The organism is Phyllobacterium sp. OV277, from assembly GCF_900104355.1.
Lineage (GTDB): Bacteria > Pseudomonadota > Alphaproteobacteria > Rhizobiales > Rhizobiaceae > Phyllobacterium.
The window spans coordinates 150,018-169,643 of the sequence record NZ_FNIY01000002.1; the positions used below are offsets into that span (position 1 = coordinate 150,018).

A 19,626-nucleotide genomic window follows, 5' to 3' on the forward strand; every position below is an offset into this window, starting at 1 on the left:
TAGTTACGCCAAGCGCCTTATTTCAGAAATATTACAGAAACAAAACGCCACATCCCAGAAATATCGTTGAAACAATGCTCGCCGATAAAGAGCAAGTAAAATGGTTTTGTATTCTCGCAAATCTTCAGAATACATTTCTCTTTCTTGCAGGTGGCCGTGATAAATATTTCTACCTTACAAACGATACTTCTCGCCGGGGCGATAATGTCTACTGGCCTCTATGGAGTATCGGCTGAAGAGCGGCCACTGTCGCGCAAGGAACTTTGCGCGAAATTCCAGACACAAGTTCATCAGGCAATCATCGAGCATGCCGAGGCTCCCCGGGCGGCCAAGGCGAAATCACTGCAGAAAAAGGCGATCCGATTTTGTGCAAGCAACAGGCAGGCGCAGGGTGTCAGGACTTTTGCCAAGGCATTGAAAGCACTCGGTGTGCAACCGGTCAATAATTGACGGTTGTATCACAACAGCCCCATCTGAGAGGAAACGCTATTATGAAAAAGTCACTCTATACAGCACTTGGTCTCGCACTTGCCCTTGCATTCTCCGCACCGGTTCTTGCCACCAGCAGCACGACTGCATCGGCAGCACCGATGAAGAAGCATCATCACATGCGGCATCACATGAAGCATCATCGCCATCATGCGAAGCATCATCGTCATCATGCAAAGAAGATGTAATAGCAGCGACTAAATCTGGAATAGTTTTGAAATGATGCTGGTCAGCGGATAATGCTGATCGGCATCATTTGTGTTTCTGCCAAAATGACGGCGCCTGCGTCTTGCCGGATTTACAGCGCAAGCGAACCACGCGACTTCAACGATATCAATCGAGCATCTTGCTGTTTGGCAAAATTGACCATTGAAGCCTTGCCCCGCATCAGCTAGAACCGCTTCGCGCATGCGAGCTATCGCAGCCCCATGCACCCGTAGCTCAGCTGGATAGAGCGCTGCCCTCCGAAGGCAGAGGTCACAGGTTCGAATCCTGTCGGGTGCGCCATTCTCTTCACAATATGAATCCTGCCAAAACAAAAAAACGACGGACTTTGGGTCCGCCGCTTTCTGCGATTCAATGACTGGAGATCATATTGTTTCGCTATTTGACGGTGCACATGTCATGCACCGCCAAATTCCATCAACAGCCGATTAGAAGTTGCGCTGGAAGCGAATGATACCCTGGAAGGCATCGTCATTGCCGTTGCCACGGCCGCCATCAAACGAGGTGTAGTTGATTTCCGGCACAATCTTGAAGCCGGGTGTCAACTGATAGCCAACGTTCAAAGCTGCAGCAAATGTACCAGCATCTTCATAGGAGGCCTGTGCATTGACAGTTGCCTTTTCCGATACTTTGAGAGCAACACCACCCCAAACCGCGTAATCACCGTTCCAACGACCGAAATAGTTGTTGTTGAGCTCATCGCCATTTGACTTGTAGCCGCCCTGCACCCAAGCGGAGAAAGTGTCCGTGAATTTAACATCCAGGCGAACCTTGCCTGCCCACTCTTCAGCGACCGAGTCGTAACCGACCACTGCGCCGATCGAGCCCCAGCCCTGTGCATATTTCGCACCAGCCACAACGTGTGGCATGTAATCGTCGATCAGATAACCCTTGTCACCCTGTTCGGCACCGATCGTTGCAGAGAAGCCATTGCTTCCGGCAAACGTGTAGCTGATCTGATTTGTGACATAAGCACCGGGAGCAATCACGTCATCGGAGATGATGTCGCCCAGATAACCCAGATAGGAAGTGAACTGCGAGTCGGCGGCGCCAACACGGAAGCCACCAAGTTCGATGGTGCCCTGATTGAGTTCGGTGGTGCTGTTTGAACCATCCGTGTAGTTGAATCGCACTTCTGCGTATGAGCGCAATGTACCCAGTTCAGTTTCTGAACGGGCATCAAAGCGCAATTCGGCGCGCGACTGCTTGTACCATGTACCGCGCTCGCCACCATTATACGCATCATCGCCGCCCTTGGCGTCATAGCGCACATAGCCGCTGACCTTCAGGCAGGTTTCAGTTCCCGGAATGTAAAAGAAGCCTGTGCCATACGCATCGCAGACGCGAACATATTCAACAGCCTCCGGTTCGGCGACAACAACAGCATCTGCGGCACGCGCGCCACCGACTGCGATAAGCGCAGCAGTGGAACCCAGCAAGAGCGACTTTATATTCATGAACTTCCCCCTCAATTGGAATAGTAATACTTTTACACGTGTAAGCTGACTTAGTTCTGCAAGGAATGCACCCAATTTTGTCCGTCATTTCCGATCTTATCGATCTTTCACAACCCTGCGTTGCCAATATGTCACAGAATTGACATGCTCCAGCTCATGCAAGGACGCAAATTGCTTGCGCATCACTCTCCGCCATCGCGGGGAAGGGATGAGAATCGGACGGGCAATGCGGTGCTGGTTCGTCTTTAGTCAAGCCAAATGACCAATTATTCGTCATTCCATCATCGGAATTCAGTTCGGGCTCCCGGTCATCAGGCGGGGTTACGGGATTTGAATTGCTGTTGCAGCCTTTGAAGCCAAATGCGCGGCGAGCGTTTTTTCTGTCCAAAGCGGAAGTCCTGTTGCCACAGCCACATCCGGATCGGCGGTGTAGATTTCATGCCCCCGCGCGCTCAACAATAAAAGGATGTCGCGATCTGACTGGCTGTGATGACGGGTAAGCTCAAGCGCATTGTAGACATGGCCTGTCGAGGCAGGATCAATTCCTGAAATAACAACGCATGTCGCACCGTTTGTCAGCGCATAGAGCACTGCGGTGACACCGTTTGAAAACTTTGTATCGAGATCATCTTCACTGTTAAGGACACCCGTCGCCTTCTTAAAAAGCGCCATTCGCTCATACCGGCTAATCGTCTGCAACCGGTCATAACTGTAGTTGAAAGCATTAAGGCCAACGGTTAACCGCCGCCGGCTTTCCGGCCAGCGCATGACATATAGCAGTCTGGTCCGCTCCCCATTCAGCACCCGCCGCACTTCCCTTGCATTTTCGTTCATGCCGTAGACCTGGCGAAATTGCATGAAAGTTACATCGGGCACCGGAATGCCCCATCGCTTTGTAACACTCTGGGAGCCATTGACTGTAATAACGCGAAAGCGGTCATCAAACCCTTCAGGCAGATGCGATCCGGGGGCGGACCCCACCACCAGCACCGGCCCTTTGAAAGGCTCGGGATGAACCGGAACCTTCGGGCATAGAAGATGGTAGTGCAACTTGCGTAGAAATCTCTTTGTGTTGAAACGTTTCTCTAAAACGAACCTTTGCATGTGGCTGTTCACCTCAGTTGCACTGGTGTCACAACGCCTCTTCGGCGTGGGAGGTTCCCGTGCAAACCACGCAAAATCGCTGCGAAATGGGCGAATGCGTATCGGCATCCGCCGGCGCGCAGCGTCATTTCTTCTGAGCTGCACATAAATCCGATCCACACGACAAAAGAACGGTGCCGTCCCTTGTGCGGACCTGTGGCGCAAGCCTATAATGGCCGATGAAAAACTCCTCCTTGAATTCTGACGCTGGTTCCGGCGAACGCGCCTGGCCGAAAATCCTTTTGAATTACCGCAAACCAAATCGCGGTCGCAGCGCATTTGAACTGGCTGTGACGGTTATTCCTTTCGCAATATTCTGGGCTTTGTGCTGGGCGGCCGTGCATTATGGTTTCTGGTGGGGGCTGCTGTTGATCATTCCGGCAGCTGGTTTCCTGCTTCGCCTGTTCATGATTCAACATGATTGCGGGCATGGTTCGTTCTTTGCCCACCGGCATTCCGACGACTGGACCGGCCGGGTAATCGGTGTTTTGACCCTGACACCCTATGATTATTGGCGCCGCGCCCATGCGTTGCACCATGCTTCGGCGGGAAATCTCGATGAACGTGGGGTCGGCGATATCACCACCCTGACTGTCACCGAGTATCGTGCTCTGTCACGCTGGGGCCGGCTTGGTTATCGGCTATACCGGCATCCGGCTATCATGTTCGGCGTGGGTCCCGCCTGGCTGTTTATTTTCAAGCAGCGCTTGCCATTCGGCATGATGCGCTCCGGTGTCCAGCCCTGGGTTTCAACCATGGCAACCAATTTTGCCATCGCGCTTCTGGCGGCAATCCTTATCTGGTTTGTCGGCGTCATTCCCTTCCTGATGATCCATCTGCCGATTGTTGTTCTGGCTGGTGCAGCCGGGATCTGGTTGTTTTATGTCCAGCACCAGTTCGAAGAAACCCATTGGTCGCAGGGTGCCGACTGGAAATTCCAGGAAGCAGCGCTGCATGGCTCGTCTCACTACGACCTGCCGCTGGTATTGCGCTGGCTCACCGGGAATATTGGCATTCATCACGTGCATCATCTTTCCAGCCGCGTTCCCTATTACCGGCTGCCGGAAGTTCTGCGCGATTATCCGGAGCTTGGCGATGTCGGGCGCATCACCATCATGCAAAGCCTGCGCTGCGTGAAGCTGGTTCTGTGGGATGAGGGGCGGCGCCGTCTGATCTCGTTCCGTGAAGCCCGCGCGCTGGCATAGCGCAAGCAATTTCACAAAATATTATCCGGACCTTTTTGCCGCCTGCGCGCTTTGCGCAGGCGTACGCCTCCACGCCCTTTCTGTTCCCTGATCAATATAAAATATATCCGGCTGCCGATCCGGAACCAACTTTGTTCCGACGTGTTTTCGCCGTGATCTCGCCGGACAGCGACGTCCTGCGGGCAATTTTATCTGAAGAACAAAATGAATGGAGACGTACCATGGTTTCGTATGAACGAGGCACAGTGGATACAATCGCAGTGGACGGGCAGCGGCTGGCCTGGGGCGGTATTTTCGGCGGCACACTTCTGACAATTGCGGTGCAGGTCCTGTTTGCAGCCCTTGGGCTTGGCATCGGACTGAGCACAGTCAGTGCAACGGGTGATGGCGCTTCGGCGCAAGGGCTTGGCATCGGCAGCGGCATCTGGAGCGCCATTGTAATGATCATCGCATTGGCGATCGGCGGCTATGTCGCTGCGTATTTTTCCGGTCAGTACGCGCGCTGGAGTGGTGTCTTGCACGGCCTGGTTGTCTGGGCCGCTGGTCTGGTTATCGGCCTTTATTTGCTCGGCACAGCCGTTGGTGGTGCTTTTGGGGTTCTCGGTAGCGTCGCTTCCTCGGTCGGCTCGACGGCAGGTCAGGCCGTAGCCGGCGCTGCCTCGACAGCCAAGGACATGATCCCGCAAGCGGCGCAGGCCAGCGGTATCACCAAGGAACAGGCAGGCGCTGAAGTTGACCGCCTCGTTGACGGCGTTCTCAACCGCGACCCATCCGGTACGACATCCCTGACGCCGGAACAGGCGCGCAAGGAAATCGTCTCGGCTCTGACAAGTCATGCATTGGGTGAAGAGACGACTGCGGAAACCAAACAGCGCGTTACCGGTATTATTGCGGCACAACTCGGCATTTCGCCTGATGAAGCCAACAAGCGTTACGACGCGGCTGTTGCCAAGATCGATGACGTAAAGGCCAAAGCCAACGCAAAGGTTGAAGAACTGAAAGTTCAAGCCAAGCAGGCTGCCGACAAATCTGCGAAACTTGCCGCTGGTGGCAGCTTTGCAGCCTTTATCGCCATGCTGATCGGTGCAATTGCCGCGGCAATCGGCGGTGCGGTGGGCATTCGCCGCAATCGCTAAGTCTTTGCCGTTTTAAAAAAATCCCGCAGTGCAAATTGCGGGATTTTTATCGCGTTGTCGCCCCTGTGAAATCCGCTTGTCCTCCCTTGCTCAGCCGACGAGAAGCCCTGTAGAAGGCTGGCATAGATCCGACTGTGTAACGGGCGGCAGAAGCAATCAAATTGGTGAGGACGATAGCATGTCGAGATTGATTTCAAGCGTAGTCTTGTTTGGCTTGGCGCTGACCACAGGCGGTCTGGTTCCAGCGACAGCTGCAAGCGCGGCTCCGACAGCGGCTGAATGCAAAAAGCTCGACCCGAATGGACGGGATTCTGGCGGTGATCCGCATTTTGCCATTGCGATCCGGGACAAGAAAGCTGATCTGGTTGCCAAAATGCTGGCCTGCGGCGCTGACGTGAATCTGAAGTCTCAGGAGGGATGGGCGCCGCTGCATACTGCGGCCTATTATGGTCCGGCCAATGTGATTGATCTGCTCGTCTCCAAGGGCGCTGATGTCAATGCCAAGGGTGACTATGACAAGATGACGCCGCTGCATATGGCTGCCAGTTACGGCGATGATCCTGCGGTTATCAAAGCACTTCTCAAACATGGTGCCGACAAGACGGCCAAGACCGAGAGCGGCAAGACCGCGCTGGAATTGGCGGCGGACAAACCGGCGATTACCAAACTGTTGAAGTAAGGTTGAACATTCATCCGACTTTGCCACTTGTTGCGAGCCGTTCAAGCTCCTAGGTTTCGGGCATGTGGTCGATAATCGTCTAAGCAATGCTGCAATTTACCAAGAAGCTGCGGGCCGAACTTGGAGCAGGCGTTTTGACGTCTGTGGTCCTGCATCTTTTGGTGGCGGCGTTGTTGTTGTTTCAACTACCGGAATGGAAACCGACACCGCCGGAACAGGAGAGCGTCAAGGTTGAGATTGTTCCCCCGCCAAAACCCGAACCGGAGCCAAAGCCTGAACCGGAAAAGAAAGAAGAGAAGGTAGAAGCACCCAAGCCGCAGCCTGCGCCGGCCCCCGCTCCTGCGCCTGCGCCTGCGGCGTCTTCGGACCATCTCCTCAAACTTCTGCCGCGATCCGAAAAAGAATCCACTGAAGACAAAAAGCCCCCTTCCGGCGAGGGTGAGACGCAAGACGCGGCTTCGACACCGCAGGACTCTGCCACTGAACAAGCAAAAGCAGACGCTGGACCTGGCGCCACTCCGGTCGAGGCACAACCAGCGGTGCCCGATGTGGCGGAAATGCAATCAACCCCCACACCCAGTGAAACAGCGGGACAGACGGCACAACCATCCCCCACCCCGACTGCGTCTCTCAAGGACGCTCCGACACCGCAACAAAAGTCCGAACCTCAGCCCAAAAAAGCCGGTCCGGCATTCAAGCCCAATGGATCAAGAGCCATGAAAAGTTCCGATCCATTTGCCGATCTCAATCAACAGTTTCTGCCGAGCCTTGATCCAAGGATGGGGCAGATTGTTGCCAGGCTTTCACCGGAAGAGCGGCTTGCCAGTCTCTGTACCTCGGAGGCGTTGTCACGATTGCGTTCAAGCCCCAGCACGGCGTCGAGAGACGCACTGCTTCCAAACGGCCCCTCTGGAGGCATCATCTCGGCGACATCGTTTGATGGCACCGGCGCTGCTTTTCGCCTCGGCTCAAACTGGTACAATATGGATTATAGATGTTCGGTCGATGCGCGTATCAGCCGTGTGGTATCATTCACCTTCAGAATTGGCGGTCTCATTCCTGTCAGTGAGTGGAAAGCCCGCAAATTGGACACTCGACGCTAGCACGGCATTATCGCATCACTCGCCATCCGCCGCTTTTTCAATCGTGGCAATATCAATCTTTACCATTTGCATCATGGCATTCATGGCGCGCTGGGCTCTGCCGGGGTCCTTATCCTGTAGCAGTTCGATCATCCTTGAAGGCACAACCTGCCAAAACAGGCCATACTTGTCCTTGAGCCAGCCACATGCGCGTTCCTCCCCGCCTGCGGACAGTTTCTCCCAAAAATAATCGACTTCTTCCTGAGAGGCGCAATCGATGGTGAGGGAAATGGCTTCGGTGAATTTATATTGTGGTCCGCCGTTGAGGGCGACGATTTCCTGCCCGCCGAGTTGAAAGACAACCGTGAGCGCGCGCTCGGACCCGGCAGGCCGAAGAATGTCAACAATCTTCGAATCCTTGAACAGCGATACGTAGAAATTGGCGGCTTCCTCGGCCTGCTTGTCAAACCACAGGAAGGTTCTGATTTTCTGGCTGGTTGTCATGAAACATATCCTCCTTCGTCACAGCGCGCCTTTGGGCGCTGATATGCGCTTTATGCCGGGTGAGTCGCAGGTTTCGTGAATCATAGCTGTTGCTAAAGACCATAGCGCGACACGACGGGTGCCGCGCTATTTTAATCCACAGGGTGATACAGGCTTGGCTTAAGCAGATCTGTTGGTAATCGCGTGATAGAGCCAGAGCACGACGATGGAACCGATAACCGCGACAATCAGGCTGTAAATGTTGAAGCCGGTGACACCGGTTGCACCAAACAAGCTGAAAATAAAACCGCCGGCGACAGCGCCGACAATGCCAAGAACGATATCAAGGATAAAACCCTGACCGCTCTTGTTGACGATCTTGCTGCCAATAAACCCCGCAACAAGTCCAAGTACAATCCAACCGATAACAGACATGCACGCATTCCTTCCCTATCCATTGGCATAATGTCGTCATGTTTTCGCATAGATTGGATAAAATCAAGCTATGTTGTGCTTTGCCCCTGAATGAATAAACTCCTTTAGGGGGACACAATACAGAATTTGAGTGAAAACCGAGCAACATTGAAGGAGATCGAGATGGGAATTTTCGATAATGCGGTACCGGGCGGAAACATTTCAAAGCCGCTCTTGATAGCGCTTGGAGCCGTTCTCGTTGGGAAAATGTTCAGTGGCGGTTCGAGCCAGCCCGCTCCAACTCCGGCAAATCCGCAGACAGCCGACAACGGCAACGCTGCTGGCGGCGGCCTTCTGGGCGGCCTCGGTGGCCTTTTGGAAAGTCTGACCAATGCGGGTCACGGCGAGACAGCCGATTCCTGGGTGAAGCCCGGTGAAAACAAACCCATCGCGCCCAATGAGCTTGGCGTGGCTCTCGGCAAAAAGGCAATCAGTGAGATCGCCCAGCAGACGGGAATGAGTGAAGATGAACTACTGGCGCAGCTCTCCAAAGTCCTGCCCGGCGTCGTCGACAAACTGACCCCGAATGGTCAGGTCCCGACCACTCAGCAGATCGCTTCGCTTTTGAAAACGTCTTCCTGACAATAGCGCTGGCCGAAGTGATCCCTTCGGCCAGCGGTTTTTCTCACGCGACGGAGAGTTCCGTCTTGCGCGCACCGACACTGGCAAGCCGCATCACCACAAGGCCAAGCAGCGGCAATGTTCCACCGATCCAGCCCAGATATTCAAGGCCGATATTGGCGATGATCAATCCGCCGACCAGCGAACCTGACGCTATCCCGAGATAAAGTGCCGAACCGTTTAACGAAAGCGCCAACGGCGCGCTTTCCGGTGCGATGGCGAGAACCCTGCTGGCCTGTGCCGGTGGGAACATCCAGGCGGCGACACCCCAAAGAACCATAACCGCAATGAGCGCAGGACCAGCGATTTCATCAGGCCATTGCATGATCCAGCTGATTGCCATCAATGAGGCAGCATTCAGAAACGAAGCCGCGATGACCGTGCGCGTCGGCCCGAAGCGATCGGATAATTGCCCGCCAACGAAATTGCCAAGGGCAGCGCCGAGACCGAAAGCCAGCAAGACCAGAGGGACCATTTCGCGGGAAAGACCCGTGCCCTGCACCGCGATAGCCGCAATGTAGGTGAACACAATAAAACCACCGGCCATATAGAGGAGCATGGTTACGAGTGCGGGCAAAAGACCGGGATGCCCGATAATGCCGAGCCGCTGTTTCAGCGTCAGCTTGTCGGCGCGCAGCCCGCTTGGAAGGAGGAACCACACGAAAGTCGTCGCAGCAGCGCCAATTAATGCCACAAACACATACGTGCCGCGCCATCCGGCAAAAGACGCAATCAACGCGCCAAGCGGAGCGCCAAAGGCCACGGCCAGCGTGGTACCACCGACGATGACCGATATCGCCCGCGCCCGGTGGTGCGATTCAGAAATGGCAACCGCTGTTGCCTGTGCCGTGGCGGCGTAAAGACCAGCAGACATGCCGATAATCAACCGGGCGGCGGTCAGAAAGGCATAGGATGGAGCAAGCGCGGCAAGAATCGCGCCGATAACGAATGTCGTCGCACTCCCCGCCAGAATGACACGACGGTCAGCCGAACCAGTGAGGGCCGCCAGTACAGGCGCGCCCAGCGCATAGGCCAAAGCGAACATGACGACGAGATAACCGGCCTGCACAAGCGTGACACCGGTATCACCGGCAATCTGCGGCAGGAGACTGGCGACGACGAAACCTTCAATGCCAATGGCGAATGTACCCAACGCCAGACCGACGAGGCGAATGTCCATGGGAGTAATCCTTTGTTCAATGATCCTTGAACTATTGAACTCACCGGGATGTGAAGTCAAGAACAAAGTTCAACGATTATTGAACATTGAACTTTTCGCCTGATGTTGCTAGGTAGAAGCCATGACCCATCCGCTTTTTCATCCGGACGCCGAAGAGATTTCGCTTCCAGCCATCCTCACAGCACTTGGCGATGAGACACGTCTGAACATCATCGCTATTCTTGCGCGTAACGGTGAACGCGCCATGACATGCGGCCAATTTCTTGAACTCGGTTCCAAAACCGCTCTGAGCTATCATGTGGCCAAGCTGCGGGAAGCGGGAGTGATCAATGTGCGGCCTGACGGGACAAAGCGGCTGCTGACCTTGCGCCGTGTCGATCTGGAGGGGCGGTTTCCGGGTTTTCTCGATTCAATCATCGCCTCGGCCAACACCATTCCATTGCGCGAGAACCCCATCGCGGCCAATGCGGCCGACCCAGCAGGAGAAACCGAATGGACGTAAAGACTTGCGGCTCCATACCCTCACGCCGTGCGCCGGAAGACTGGTTCACCGGAACGGTGTGGCAGGACCCGATCATTCAGGCCCCAGCGCCAGCGCGGTTGATCTCCGTCGTCGTGCATTTTGCACCCGCTGCCCGCACGGCATGGCACACCCATCCACTTGGCCAGACCCTTTATGTGGTTTCGGGTTCCGGGCTGGCGCAGGTCTGGGGTGAAAAAATCCGTGAAATCAAAGCCGGAGACGTGGTCTGGATTCCACCGGGAGAAAAACATTGGCATGGCGCAGGCCCGGCAAATTCCATGTCACATATTGCCATGCAGGAAGCACTGGATGGCAATGCCGTCGAATGGATGGAAAAGGTTTCCGATAGCCAATATTCCGGCGCAAAGTAGCGCCGCAAACGCTCAAATGTCATCGAAATGATATGCGTTGATGGCCTAATCTGCTAGCATGCCCCTGGGTGTGGAAGCAGGCATTGCAGATGAATTGAGAGGAAAAACCATGGCGTTCGAAGACATCAAGGCACAGATCGCACTCTTGCTTGAAGAGATGGTGCAGCGGCCAGCGGACGCTCATGAAATTCATGAAAGCTTGCGCGAGCACCTCAACGAACTGAAAGCCATGGGAATGCCGCTTCCCGAGGACCTCGTGGCCCTCGAGAAGCAGCTTGAAGTGGATTTTGATTCCTGACGGGCACGCTCAGACAGACCCTTTGAAGATATCTTTCTGTAGATCATCATGGGATGCAGGAGCCTCGCCGCGTAGAGGTCGACCATCCAGCATGCCCATGTCACGCAGCATGTGACTGGAAAAATCCGTCGCATTGAGGGTTGGAGGCACTGTTGGCCGGGCCAGCAATCGTCCAATGTTCACAAGCCAGCCCCAACGGGAGCTGGTATTTTCTATATGTGTGCAGTGTGATGGCGATGGGTTCATAACCTCAACTCCGGTTTCTACGCGCATCCGCGTCTTGGGTGGAGAATAGATGCGCCTGATCGCGCTTGTTTTCCAACAAAACCGCGAGTATCTTCCATAAGTACACCTTATGGATCGCCATCATGAATCTTCCACCCCTTGCCGCCATCCGGGTTTTTGAAGCCGCTGCCCGTCATGGCAATTTTACCAAGGCGGCGGAAGAACTCGGCATGACACAGGCCGCCGTCAGCTATCAGATAAAGCTTCTGGAAGAGCGCGTTGGCACGGCATTGTTTCTGCGGTTGCCGCGACAGGTGGTGCTGACTGAGGTGGGTGCACGGCTGGCCCCTTCAACGACCGAGGCTTTCGAAATCCTGCGCGCCGCTTTTGCGACAACACGGGAAAGCGCTGATGGGGTGTTGACGATCACAACAATACCGACCTTCGCCGCCACATGGCTGGTTCCACGCCTGGGTTCGTTTCAGATGGAGCACCCTTCACTCGCTGTACGATTGAAATCCACCCGGGATATGCTGGATTTTGCCCGTCAGGAGGCTGATGTGGGCATTCGCAGCGGCGAGACAAAATGGCCCGGCTTGGTCTGCCACAAGCTCTTCTATGCGAATTTCACGCCAATGCTGTCGCCTGCGCTGGCGGCCTCCATAGGCGGCATCAAAACACCGCAGGATATTCTCAAACTGCCGGTGCTTGACCCCGGTGATCCATGGTGGACCATCTGGTTCAAGCTCGTCGGCATCGAAAAGCCGGAGCTGCGCGGCGATGTACGCAACCGGCTGGGTGATCAGCATCTGGAGGGACGGGCTGTGCTGGCAGGACAAGGCGTCGGCATATTGACGCCGGTCTTCTTCCAATCGGAGCTACAACAAGGACAGCTTATCCAACCGTTCGATGTTGTGGGGTCAGGCAAGCATGCTTATTGGCTGGTGTACCCGGAGGCGCGGCGCAACGTTCCAAAAATCCGCGCGTTCCGCGACTGGGTGCTCAGCCACATAGACGAGATAAAAATGTGAAAAGACGGGGCTCAAAAGCCCCGCCATAGTGATCCTTAGAAGATTGCGAGATAACGCAGCAACGAGATAATACCAATCACCACAACGATCACCTGAACGATCTGCTTGGCGCGGCCATCAAGCGGCAGCATCTGGACGAGATAGAGCACAAGAAAAATCACCAGAACGGTGATCAAAAGGCTGATAAGTATGGACATCACAAACTTCCTGTTTTCGGGATCTGAACAATCGTAGCCTGACAAAACTCTTTGCTGGCTATTTTGTTCCATGAAAGCAGGTAATTAGACCCCGGCAAGATTGCTGGTTGCTCCCGGGAGGACAATGTTTCGCAGCATTTCGAACTGTCATGCGTTGCATTGCCCGTAAACTTGCTGATAGCGTTGTCATCACTCCCGCTTCTCAGGATTCTTCCCATGCGCTCGCTGTTTCATCTTGCCTATCACGTCCATGATCTCGATGAAGCACGCGGCTTCTACGGCGGCATTCTTGGCTGCGAGGAGGGACGGAGCACGGATAGCTGGGTCGATTTCGACTTCTTCGGCCACCAGATTTCGCTGCATTTGGGCAAGCCGTTCGAAACAACCAATACGGGCAAGGTTGGCGACCATATGGTGCCCATGCCGCACCTCGGCGTGATCCTGCCACTGGAAGACTGGAATGTCCTTGCGGAACGGTTGAAAGGGGCGAAGGTTGATTTCGTCATGCCACCGCTGGTGCGCTTCAAGGGCGAACCCGGCGAGCAATGGACAATGTTCTTTCGCGATCCGTCAGGCAATCCCATCGAAGTCAAAGGCTTTGCCGATTTCGCCAGCGTCTACGCCAAATAATCCATCATGGAATTCAAGCCGTCGAACCTGAAGGCTGCGTTCTGGATGACCGGGTCGTTGACTGCCATTCTCCTGATGGCAATTTCGGGCCGGGAAGCATCAAAAGAACTCAACGTCTTCCAGATCATGGAAATGCGCTCGCTGATCGGGCTGGCCATGCTCTACCCGCTGATCCGCTCCTCCGGCGGCGTGCGGGCGATGAAGACAGGCCGCATCTGGGAGCATCTTGGACGCAATGCCGCGCATTATGCCGGTCAGTTCGCGTGGCTGCAGGCCCTATCCCTCATCCCGCTGGCGCAGGTAATCGCCATTGAATTTACGACGCCTGCGTGGACAGCGGTCATGGCTGTCGCCTTTCTTGGCGAGCGGATGAACCTTTTGCGAACGCTGACAATCCTGCTTGGCATTGTCGGTGTCATCATTATCGTGCGACCCGGCGTTGGGACGATTGAAGTTGGCCAGCTGATCGTGCTTGGAGCGGCCTTCACGTTCGGCATCTCCTTCACCATGGTCAAATCGTTGACCCGCACGGAAAGCGTGGTGAAAATCATCTTCTGGATGCTGGTCATCCAGTCCGGTATCGGATTGCTGCCAGCGCTGCATGTCTGGCAATGGCCGACTGTGCATGCATGGCCGTGGATTGTTATCATTGCCTTCACAGGCACCTTTTCGCATTTCTGCATGGCAAAAGCCCTGCTCTATGCGGATGCCACCATCGTGATCCCCATGGACTTCCTGCGTGTACCTCTCACGGCGGTGCTCGGCTGGCTCATCTATGCGGAGCGTATCGACATCTATACCGCGCTCGGGGCAGCGCTGATCCTTTCAGGCAATCTTCTGAACCTGAAAAACAGGAGTGTTCCGCGCGTGCCGCAGACCTTACCTGCGGCTACTGACCGAACAGCGTAGGCGCATCACCCGCCTGCCATTTCGGATATTTGAGCATGACGGCTTCAAACCGGCCCGATGATACAAACTCACCCAGCCAGCGTTTCACATTTGGCCGGGCAAGCGCATACCACCAATCCGTATCCACACTGGCAAATTGCCTGACGAATGGCAGGATTGCCATATCGGCAAGGGATGGTGATGCACCGAAAAGATAACGCGACCAGGCGAGGCGCTCTTCATAATCATCCAGAATGGCCAAAGCCTTCGCCCGTTCGGCAAGCGGCTCCACCTTTTCAAAACGCGATGGATATTTGTAGCGGTCAAGGCTGCGCTTGAATGGACCATCATTGCGGGCAATCCAGCCTCCATCATCCACCCCAAGCCAATGTTCGGGATCGTGCTGGCTTAGGGTCCAGCGCATGATGTCGAGGCTTTCATCGATGACCGTGCCATCCGGTAACAGCAGCATAGGCACGGTTCCCGAGGGTGAGACGGCCAGAAACTCTGGTGCCTTGTCCCTCAGCATGATTTCCCGCAACTCGCAGGTCTGATGCGAGGCGTGGACAGCCAGCCTTGCCCGCATGGCATAGGGGCAGCGGCGAAAGGAATATAGGATTGGCAGATCACGCGTCATGGAGTGCCTCGATTGCTACGAGTTTTCCTGAAACGGCACGCGATAACAAGTCTTAGCCGCCAATTGTTTGATTTATGAATTCAATTCACGGGTATCACGCAATATCACCGGATTATCAATGGAATGCACTTCGACCATATTCAGCGCAACCGGATCGCTATCCGTTATCATTCCATTTACGGGCCGGACTGAAATCTGACCTGCCATTTCAAAGGATAAGACAATGCCTCTCGCACTTCTGGCGTTGACAATCAGCGCCTATGCCATCGGCACGACAGAGTTCGTGATCGTCGGCCTCCTGCCCACCGTTGCCGGTGATCTCGGCATCACCCTGCCGCTCGCCGGACTTATCGTCAGTGTTTATGCGCTTGGCGTCACTTTCGGCGCACCTGTTTTGACCGCCCTCACGGGCAAGATTGAACGCAAGCCGCTTCTGCTTGGTCTCATGGCCCTTTTCATCGTCGGCAATACGGCTGCGGCTCTCTCGCCAACCTATGAGCTTCTGCTGGTTGCCCGTGTCCTGAGCGCTTTTGCCCACGGCGTATTCTTCTCCGTCGGCGCGACGATTGCCGCTGATCTGGTTGCACCCAACAAGCGTGCATCGGCTATCGCCATGATGTTCCTCGGCTTGACCGTTGCCATCGTCACCGGCGTTCCGCTCGGCACATTTATCGGTCAGCAGCTCGGCTGGCGTGCAACATTCTGGGCTGTCGCTGCCCTCGGCGTCATTGCATTCCTCGCCATTGCCATGCTTCTGCCTTCGAAGATCGCCAAGGCCGCTCCTGCCCGCCTGATTGATCAGGTGCGTGTACTCGGCAGTGGCCGCCTGCTTCTTGCCTTTGCCATGACGGCTCTTGGTTATGGCGGTACATTCGTGATGTTCACGTTCCTTGCACCGGTATTGCAGGAAATCACAGGCTATGCCGGTTCAACAGTCAGCCTCATCCTCGTGCTCTATGGCCTGTCGATTGCCGTGGGTAATATGGTTGGCGGACGCGTTGCCGACGGCAACCCGGTTGGCGCGCTGATTGTAATGTTCGCCCTGCAGGCTCTCGTGCTGGCAATCTTCACCTTCACGGCTGTGTCGCCGATCTGGTCACTTGTTACACTTGCTGCGCTTGGCGGTTTGTCTTTCTCCAATGTCCCCGGCCTACAGCTCTATGTGGTGCAGCTTGCCAAGATCCACACGCCTGAGACCGTCGATGTGGCATCTGCTCTCAACATCGCCGCCTTCAACCTCGGCATCGCCGGTGGTGCATTTCTTGGCGGTCTTATCGTGGCTTCGCCACTTGGACTTGGCGCTACACCATGGGTCGGTGCAATTCTGGTCCTCGGTGCTCTCGGGCTGACGATCTGGAGCCAGGCACTTGACCGGCGGGCGGCTACAACGGCTCTTGCCGCCTGCTAACAAAGACGCTGATTACGCCAAGCAAACTGCGCCGGATATCCGGCGCAGTTTTTTATTGTCTGTCCTTTGCGACAGAAATCCGAAGCGCGCCCAAGGGTGACAGGGCCGTCAATTTTGCTAAGGTCCGCATGAGATTCGGGAGGGACCTGTCATGCTGGCCGAAGCGGTATTGCCTATCAAGCTGACATTCCGGCTGTGGTGGAGATTCTGGCCGCAACTGTTTGCCGTGGTTCTGCTTGGCGTCATTGCCTCCAACATACTCATGCAATTGGCAGTCGATGCCGCCTTCGCCAATCACTATGCGGGACTGGCGGTGCTGACATTGGTTGCACTGGCACAGCTGGTGACGACCGTTTGCATGATCCAGATTATCAGGCCCGGCCTTCCGGCACTCAATGCGGCTCAAGAAAAGAGACAGCCTGATAGCGGGGAAGACACCGCACGCAAGAGTCTTTCAAGACTGGCTACCATGGTCTCCGTCGCGCTCATTCCCTTCTTTGCCTATTACGCCGCATGGGGATTTCTTGCCAATACCGTGCGGCAATATTCGCGTGCGGCGCTTGAGCAGATGCCCTTCGGCGAAAGCGGCGGCAATGTCCTCGACGTACTGGATTCCAGATGGATACTCTTGTCCGTAGCCGTCTCATGGGCGGTGCGCCAGCTAGCAAAGATCATGAAGGAAAAGACCGGTCAGTCTGTCTGGCAGATCATTATGGTCGTGTGTGAGACAAACTGGGTTTTTATCGGTCTCTATATTGTCAGCCGCTGGAAAGACAGCTGGATGAAGGCACTGAGCGAAGGCAATCTGTGGGGCTATTTCAAGTCACTGATTGCAAGCCTCTCCGAGCCGGTTTCGTCTGCCTATGCTGCGGTGGGTTTCATACCGGTCGAACAGACCCCGCAAGCCTTCAGCACTGTTGCGGTGAGCCTGTTTTTCCATGCGCTCATACCTGTCATTTGGCTCGTCATGGTGGCGCTGGTCTATGGTTACGACGTGCGCGACGAAAAGGAACTTCTGCGCATCCATCACCGTGTCGAACGGTTCGGCGAGCGTTATAAAACCATCCCGAAATTCCTGCGTGATTTCATTGAACATTTCATTGGCGGCTATCGCTCGCGCTACCTGCCCATCGCCAACAGCGTCAAGCTGACCCTCAATTCCGGACTGCTTCTGATCCTGACATTGATCCTCGGTTATCGTTTTATCGAATGGGCTGGGGCATGGTTATGGCTGGGCACCGCCCGGTTGATTGGTCCGCATTCGCTTGATATTTGGCAGGTTCTTTCCAATGGCGTAGCGTTTCTGTTTGGCAGCTCCCTACAGGACTCCTCCACCGGTATTCTGATTGAACCGTTGCGCATCTGCTTTCTAGCCGCTGTTTTGGAAACTGCATTCTCCATGACCCGCAAACCCAAGGAGGTGGTGGCCGAGCCTATAAAAGCTGCAAGCTAAGCTCTATTGCGGGCGGGCAAAGCGCAGATAATAGGGACGCTCGGTGCGCATACCGAGCGTTGGCCGCAATTCACCAACCACATTGGCAGGAACAAGATAGGTTTCCTCCACCACCCGCCGGTTTCCCTTGCTGACACCGGCAAAGATAGTGGTAACACAGGTCTCTATACCCTCGGACTGAGGTGGCAGACCCGGAACTGACGTTGGCGACCACGACCGCCCTGACGCATCGACAAGCTGGATGGAGCACATCACCCAAAGGTTTCTCAGATCGGGATCACCAATCTCGACAATGAAGCGCGCGATAACAGGTACTGAATTTTCCGGAAGTGACTTGGAATTTTTGCCATCAGTGACCGTGCGGAATTCGACAAACTGCCAGTCGCTGCCACCATAGCGTGCGCTTTGACCCGAGGCGACGTCAACAGGCAGAAAGTCGTTACTTTTTCCCATTTCCTTGAGATCATCATAGGACGTAACAAGCAAAGTCAGGGGAACGAGCAGGATCAGCGCCCAAAGGCTGCGCCGTCGCCAACAGCGTTCGGAAAGGTCAGGTGTTTCCTCGTATAGAGCGCTCATCTTGTCAGTTCCCTGAAACAAGCATGGGTTTTGAAAGATCATAGGTGTCGGCTATGAGCGGCTGGCCATCATTGAATTTTCTGAAATCATTGATGGCAATACGCGCCTCTGAATCAAGCCTTGGTTCGATCTGGTTGGCGAGCACAAATGTGGCGCCATTGACCTGATCGGGAATGATCTCGAAAACAATACGGAGCTTTTTGGGCATGCCTGGCTCAAGCATCGGAGGCATCATGCTCGCCAACGTCCCGAGACGATCAGACCTCTGGTAACGCAGGCCAGTCGGTCCCTGCCATGTCGCGGCAATCACTGTTGTCGAAGCGTCTGTTGCCGCCAAATCTACCGTTGCGATAGCCCACAGACCTGAAGTGGTCAGGGTCTTGCTCTGCCCATACTGGGTGAATGTAAGCACGCGGGCAAACTCCACCTGATCCAATGTTACATCAAAGCGGCGGGTAAGCACCTTGTCATGCATCTTGCCATAGACGGGAATGGGGCCGGTTAAATCCATATAGTGTGGCTTCGTCTGTTGCATGCCATAGAGCAAAGCGACAGCAAGGCAGACCGCCAGAATGTTGGCGACAAGGCGCATCAGCCCTGCCCTCCGGCGAGCGGCAAACTGACCGTCGCCGCGGTATATTTGTTGTACCAGCCGGGCATACCGTACAGATTATCCTGTGGTTTGAATTTCTCGGCCTCGATACTCAGAGATATAGCGTCTTTTCGCACTGCGGTGGCTGGTATGAGCCAGACATAGACAAGTTTTTCCGGCAGCCCCGGCTGCAGAGACGGCATCAAGGCCTGATCGCGCGCAAGATAGACCATCGGCTTTTCCGCCTTCGTTTCAATCTCCGAGGGCAAATGGAACGCGCTGTAATAGCTTCTGTCGGACTGGGCCGTCCGGTTCATCAACTCAACTTCAAGTACCAGTGCTTTCTGATCGGGCTTTGGCGTCAGACCATAAATTTTCTGATCGGTCGCCCAGACTTTCAGTGGTTTGATCTGCCACCTGCCCGCATCGAGCGATTGCCCTGGCGATAGTTTGGGAATTTCATTTGGCGACCGGGCTTCGGAAACCCCCAACGCTACGGCAACGGCGATTGCCGCGAAACCACCAATACCAGCTGTTATCCAGGCAAGCGCCTTGCTGCTGAGATTGCGCATGTAGGACCACATCGGGCGATCATCCTCCCATCAGCGCGATACAATCGC

At 55.0% G+C, this 19,626-nt stretch carries 26 protein-coding genes and 1 tRNA gene; 16 read left to right on the forward strand and 11 right to left on the reverse strand.

Annotation, left to right across the window (positions count from 1 at the left end; all coding sequences use genetic code 11):
• Positions 1-204: 204 nt before the first annotated feature.
• Together BLU05_RS06650 and BLU05_RS06655 are read left to right on the forward strand one after the other, a co-directional pair.
• Positions 205-450: a hypothetical protein gene (locus tag BLU05_RS06650; protein ID WP_139210409.1), complete on the forward strand. Its 246-nt coding sequence runs from the start codon at positions 205-207 to the stop codon at positions 448-450.
• A 41-nt stretch (positions 451-491) separates the two neighbouring features.
• A complete protein-coding gene (locus BLU05_RS06655) occupies positions 492-677 on the forward strand; it encodes a hypothetical protein (protein ID WP_091878739.1) in 186 nt (61 codons plus the stop codon).
• Between the two features lie 9 nt (positions 678-686).
• Here BLU05_RS06655 and BLU05_RS06660 read toward each other — a convergent pair whose 3' ends face one another.
• Positions 687-899, reverse strand: coding sequence for a hypothetical protein (locus tag BLU05_RS06660; RefSeq protein ID WP_091878741.1), 213 nt, complete (start codon positions 897-899; stop codon positions 687-689).
• Between the two features lie 20 nt (positions 900-919).
• On the opposite strand from BLU05_RS06660, the gene BLU05_RS06665 reads away from it, so the two are divergent.
• Positions 920-996, forward strand: a tRNA-Arg gene (locus tag BLU05_RS06665).
• Between the two features lie 146 nt (positions 997-1,142).
• On the opposite strand, the gene BLU05_RS06670 is transcribed toward BLU05_RS06665, so the two are convergent.
• Together BLU05_RS06670 and BLU05_RS06675 are read right to left on the reverse strand one after the other, a co-directional pair.
• On the reverse strand, positions 1,143-2,171 hold the full coding sequence (locus BLU05_RS06670) for a porin (protein ID WP_091878742.1): 1,029 nt from the start codon (positions 2,169-2,171) through the stop codon (positions 1,143-1,145).
• A gap of 321 nt (positions 2,172-2,492) precedes the next feature.
• Positions 2,493-3,434, reverse strand: coding sequence for a membrane-anchored protein (locus BLU05_RS06675; RefSeq protein ID WP_244518222.1), 942 nt, complete (start codon positions 3,432-3,434; stop codon positions 2,493-2,495).
• Between the two features lie 59 nt (positions 3,435-3,493).
• Here BLU05_RS06675 and BLU05_RS06680 point away from each other — a divergent pair, with 59 nt between their 5' ends.
• The 4 genes from BLU05_RS06680 to BLU05_RS06695 all read left to right on the forward strand — a co-directional run bounded on the left by BLU05_RS06680 (position 3,494) and on the right by BLU05_RS06695 (position 7,437).
• Entirely contained in the window at positions 3,494-4,519 is a 1,026-nt protein-coding gene (locus BLU05_RS06680; RefSeq protein ID WP_091878745.1) for a fatty acid desaturase, read from the forward strand.
• A gap of 221 nt (positions 4,520-4,740) precedes the next feature.
• Positions 4,741-5,655, forward strand: a complete 915-nt coding sequence (locus tag BLU05_RS06685; RefSeq protein ID WP_139210411.1) for a hypothetical protein — start codon at positions 4,741-4,743, stop codon at positions 5,653-5,655.
• A gap of 178 nt (positions 5,656-5,833) precedes the next feature.
• On the forward strand, positions 5,834-6,334 hold the full coding sequence (locus tag BLU05_RS06690; protein ID WP_091878748.1) for an ankyrin repeat domain-containing protein: 501 nt from the start codon (positions 5,834-5,836) through the stop codon (positions 6,332-6,334).
• Positions 6,335-6,420: 86 nt separating this feature from the next.
• Positions 6,421-7,437, forward strand: coding sequence for a DUF930 domain-containing protein (locus BLU05_RS06695; protein ID WP_091878750.1), 1,017 nt, complete (start codon positions 6,421-6,423; stop codon positions 7,435-7,437).
• A gap of 15 nt (positions 7,438-7,452) precedes the next feature.
• Here BLU05_RS06695 and BLU05_RS06700 read toward each other — a convergent pair whose 3' ends face one another.
• Positions 7,453-7,920: a VOC family protein gene (locus BLU05_RS06700; RefSeq protein WP_091878751.1), complete on the reverse strand. Its 468-nt coding sequence runs from the start codon at positions 7,918-7,920 to the stop codon at positions 7,453-7,455.
• A 159-nt stretch (positions 7,921-8,079) separates the two neighbouring features.
• The gene (locus BLU05_RS06705) at positions 8,080-8,334 is read right to left on the reverse strand and encodes a GlsB/YeaQ/YmgE family stress response membrane protein (RefSeq protein WP_091878753.1); all 255 of its coding nucleotides are present in this window, start codon (positions 8,332-8,334) and stop codon (positions 8,080-8,082) included.
• Between the two features lie 162 nt (positions 8,335-8,496).
• On the opposite strand from BLU05_RS06705, the gene BLU05_RS06710 reads away from it, so the two are divergent.
• Positions 8,497-8,955 carry a YidB family protein gene (locus BLU05_RS06710; protein WP_091878754.1) on the forward strand — a complete coding sequence of 153 codons (459 nt, stop codon included), beginning with the start codon at positions 8,497-8,499 and terminating at the stop codon, positions 8,953-8,955.
• 43 nt (positions 8,956-8,998) lie between these two features.
• Here the strand turns inward: BLU05_RS06710 and BLU05_RS06715 are convergent, their stop codons facing one another.
• Complete coding sequence (locus tag BLU05_RS06715) at positions 8,999-10,174, reverse strand: MFS transporter (RefSeq protein WP_091878756.1); 1,176 nt, start codon at positions 10,172-10,174, stop codon at positions 8,999-9,001.
• A gap of 121 nt (positions 10,175-10,295) precedes the next feature.
• Between BLU05_RS06715 and BLU05_RS06720 the strand changes: the two genes are divergently transcribed.
• The 4 genes from BLU05_RS06720 (at position 10,296) to BLU05_RS06735 (ending at position 12,622) form a co-directional block, all read left to right on the forward strand.
• Positions 10,296-10,676, forward strand: coding sequence for an ArsR/SmtB family transcription factor (locus BLU05_RS06720; protein WP_091878758.1), 381 nt, complete (start codon positions 10,296-10,298; stop codon positions 10,674-10,676).
• Positions 10,667-11,068 (forward strand): (R)-mandelonitrile lyase, encoded by a 402-nt coding sequence (locus tag BLU05_RS06725; RefSeq protein ID WP_091878759.1) that lies wholly within the window; start codon positions 10,667-10,669, stop codon positions 11,066-11,068. The genes BLU05_RS06720 and BLU05_RS06725 overlap by 10 nt, the downstream gene beginning before the upstream one ends.
• Positions 11,069-11,177: 109 nt before the next feature.
• On the forward strand, positions 11,178-11,366 hold the full coding sequence (locus tag BLU05_RS06730) for a hypothetical protein (protein ID WP_091878761.1): 189 nt from the start codon (positions 11,178-11,180) through the stop codon (positions 11,364-11,366).
• A 368-nt stretch (positions 11,367-11,734) separates the two neighbouring features.
• On the forward strand, positions 11,735-12,622 hold the full coding sequence (locus tag BLU05_RS06735; RefSeq protein WP_091878762.1) for a LysR substrate-binding domain-containing protein: 888 nt from the start codon (positions 11,735-11,737) through the stop codon (positions 12,620-12,622).
• Between the two features lie 35 nt (positions 12,623-12,657).
• Here the strand turns inward: BLU05_RS06735 and BLU05_RS06740 are convergent, their stop codons facing one another.
• Complete coding sequence (locus tag BLU05_RS06740) at positions 12,658-12,819, reverse strand: Thivi_2564 family membrane protein (RefSeq protein ID WP_091878764.1); 162 nt, start codon at positions 12,817-12,819, stop codon at positions 12,658-12,660.
• Positions 12,820-13,035: 216 nt separating this feature from the next.
• On the opposite strand from BLU05_RS06740, the gene BLU05_RS06745 reads away from it, so the two are divergent.
• Both BLU05_RS06745 and BLU05_RS06750 read left to right on the forward strand, forming a co-directional pair.
• On the forward strand, positions 13,036-13,449 hold the full coding sequence (locus tag BLU05_RS06745) for a VOC family protein (RefSeq protein ID WP_091878765.1): 414 nt from the start codon (positions 13,036-13,038) through the stop codon (positions 13,447-13,449).
• Positions 13,450-13,455: 6 nt separating this feature from the next.
• Positions 13,456-14,358, forward strand: coding sequence for a DMT family transporter (locus BLU05_RS06750; RefSeq protein WP_091878767.1), 903 nt, complete (start codon positions 13,456-13,458; stop codon positions 14,356-14,358).
• Here the strand turns inward: BLU05_RS06750 and BLU05_RS06755 are convergent.
• Positions 14,339-14,974 (reverse strand): glutathione S-transferase, encoded by a 636-nt coding sequence (locus tag BLU05_RS06755; RefSeq protein ID WP_091878768.1) that lies wholly within the window; start codon positions 14,972-14,974, stop codon positions 14,339-14,341. The two genes, BLU05_RS06750 and BLU05_RS06755, sit on opposite strands and share 20 nt — an antisense overlap.
• Positions 14,975-15,197: 223 nt before the next feature.
• Between BLU05_RS06755 and BLU05_RS06760 the strand changes: the two genes are divergently transcribed.
• Positions 15,198-16,382, forward strand: coding sequence for an MFS transporter (locus BLU05_RS06760; RefSeq protein WP_091878770.1), 1,185 nt, complete (start codon positions 15,198-15,200; stop codon positions 16,380-16,382).
• Between the two features lie 151 nt (positions 16,383-16,533).
• The gene (locus tag BLU05_RS06765) at positions 16,534-17,835 is read left to right on the forward strand and encodes a hypothetical protein (RefSeq protein ID WP_091878771.1); all 1,302 of its coding nucleotides are present in this window, start codon (positions 16,534-16,536) and stop codon (positions 17,833-17,835) included.
• Between the two features lie 3 nt (positions 17,836-17,838).
• Here the strand turns inward: BLU05_RS06765 and BLU05_RS06770 are convergent, their stop codons facing one another.
• Genes BLU05_RS06770 through BLU05_RS06780 form a run of 3 tightly spaced genes read right to left on the reverse strand, consistent with a single transcriptional unit; the run spans position 17,839 to position 19,590 of the window.
• Positions 17,839-18,414, reverse strand: coding sequence for a hypothetical protein (locus BLU05_RS06770; protein WP_091878773.1), 576 nt, complete (start codon positions 18,412-18,414; stop codon positions 17,839-17,841).
• A gap of 4 nt (positions 18,415-18,418) precedes the next feature.
• Positions 18,419-19,006: a hypothetical protein gene (locus BLU05_RS06775; protein ID WP_091878774.1), complete on the reverse strand. Its 588-nt coding sequence runs from the start codon at positions 19,004-19,006 to the stop codon at positions 18,419-18,421.
• Positions 19,006-19,590, reverse strand: a complete 585-nt coding sequence (locus BLU05_RS06780) for a hypothetical protein (protein WP_091878776.1) — start codon at positions 19,588-19,590, stop codon at positions 19,006-19,008. Before BLU05_RS06780 ends, BLU05_RS06775 begins: the two co-directional genes overlap by 1 nt.
• Between the last annotated feature and the right edge of the window lie 36 nt (positions 19,591-19,626).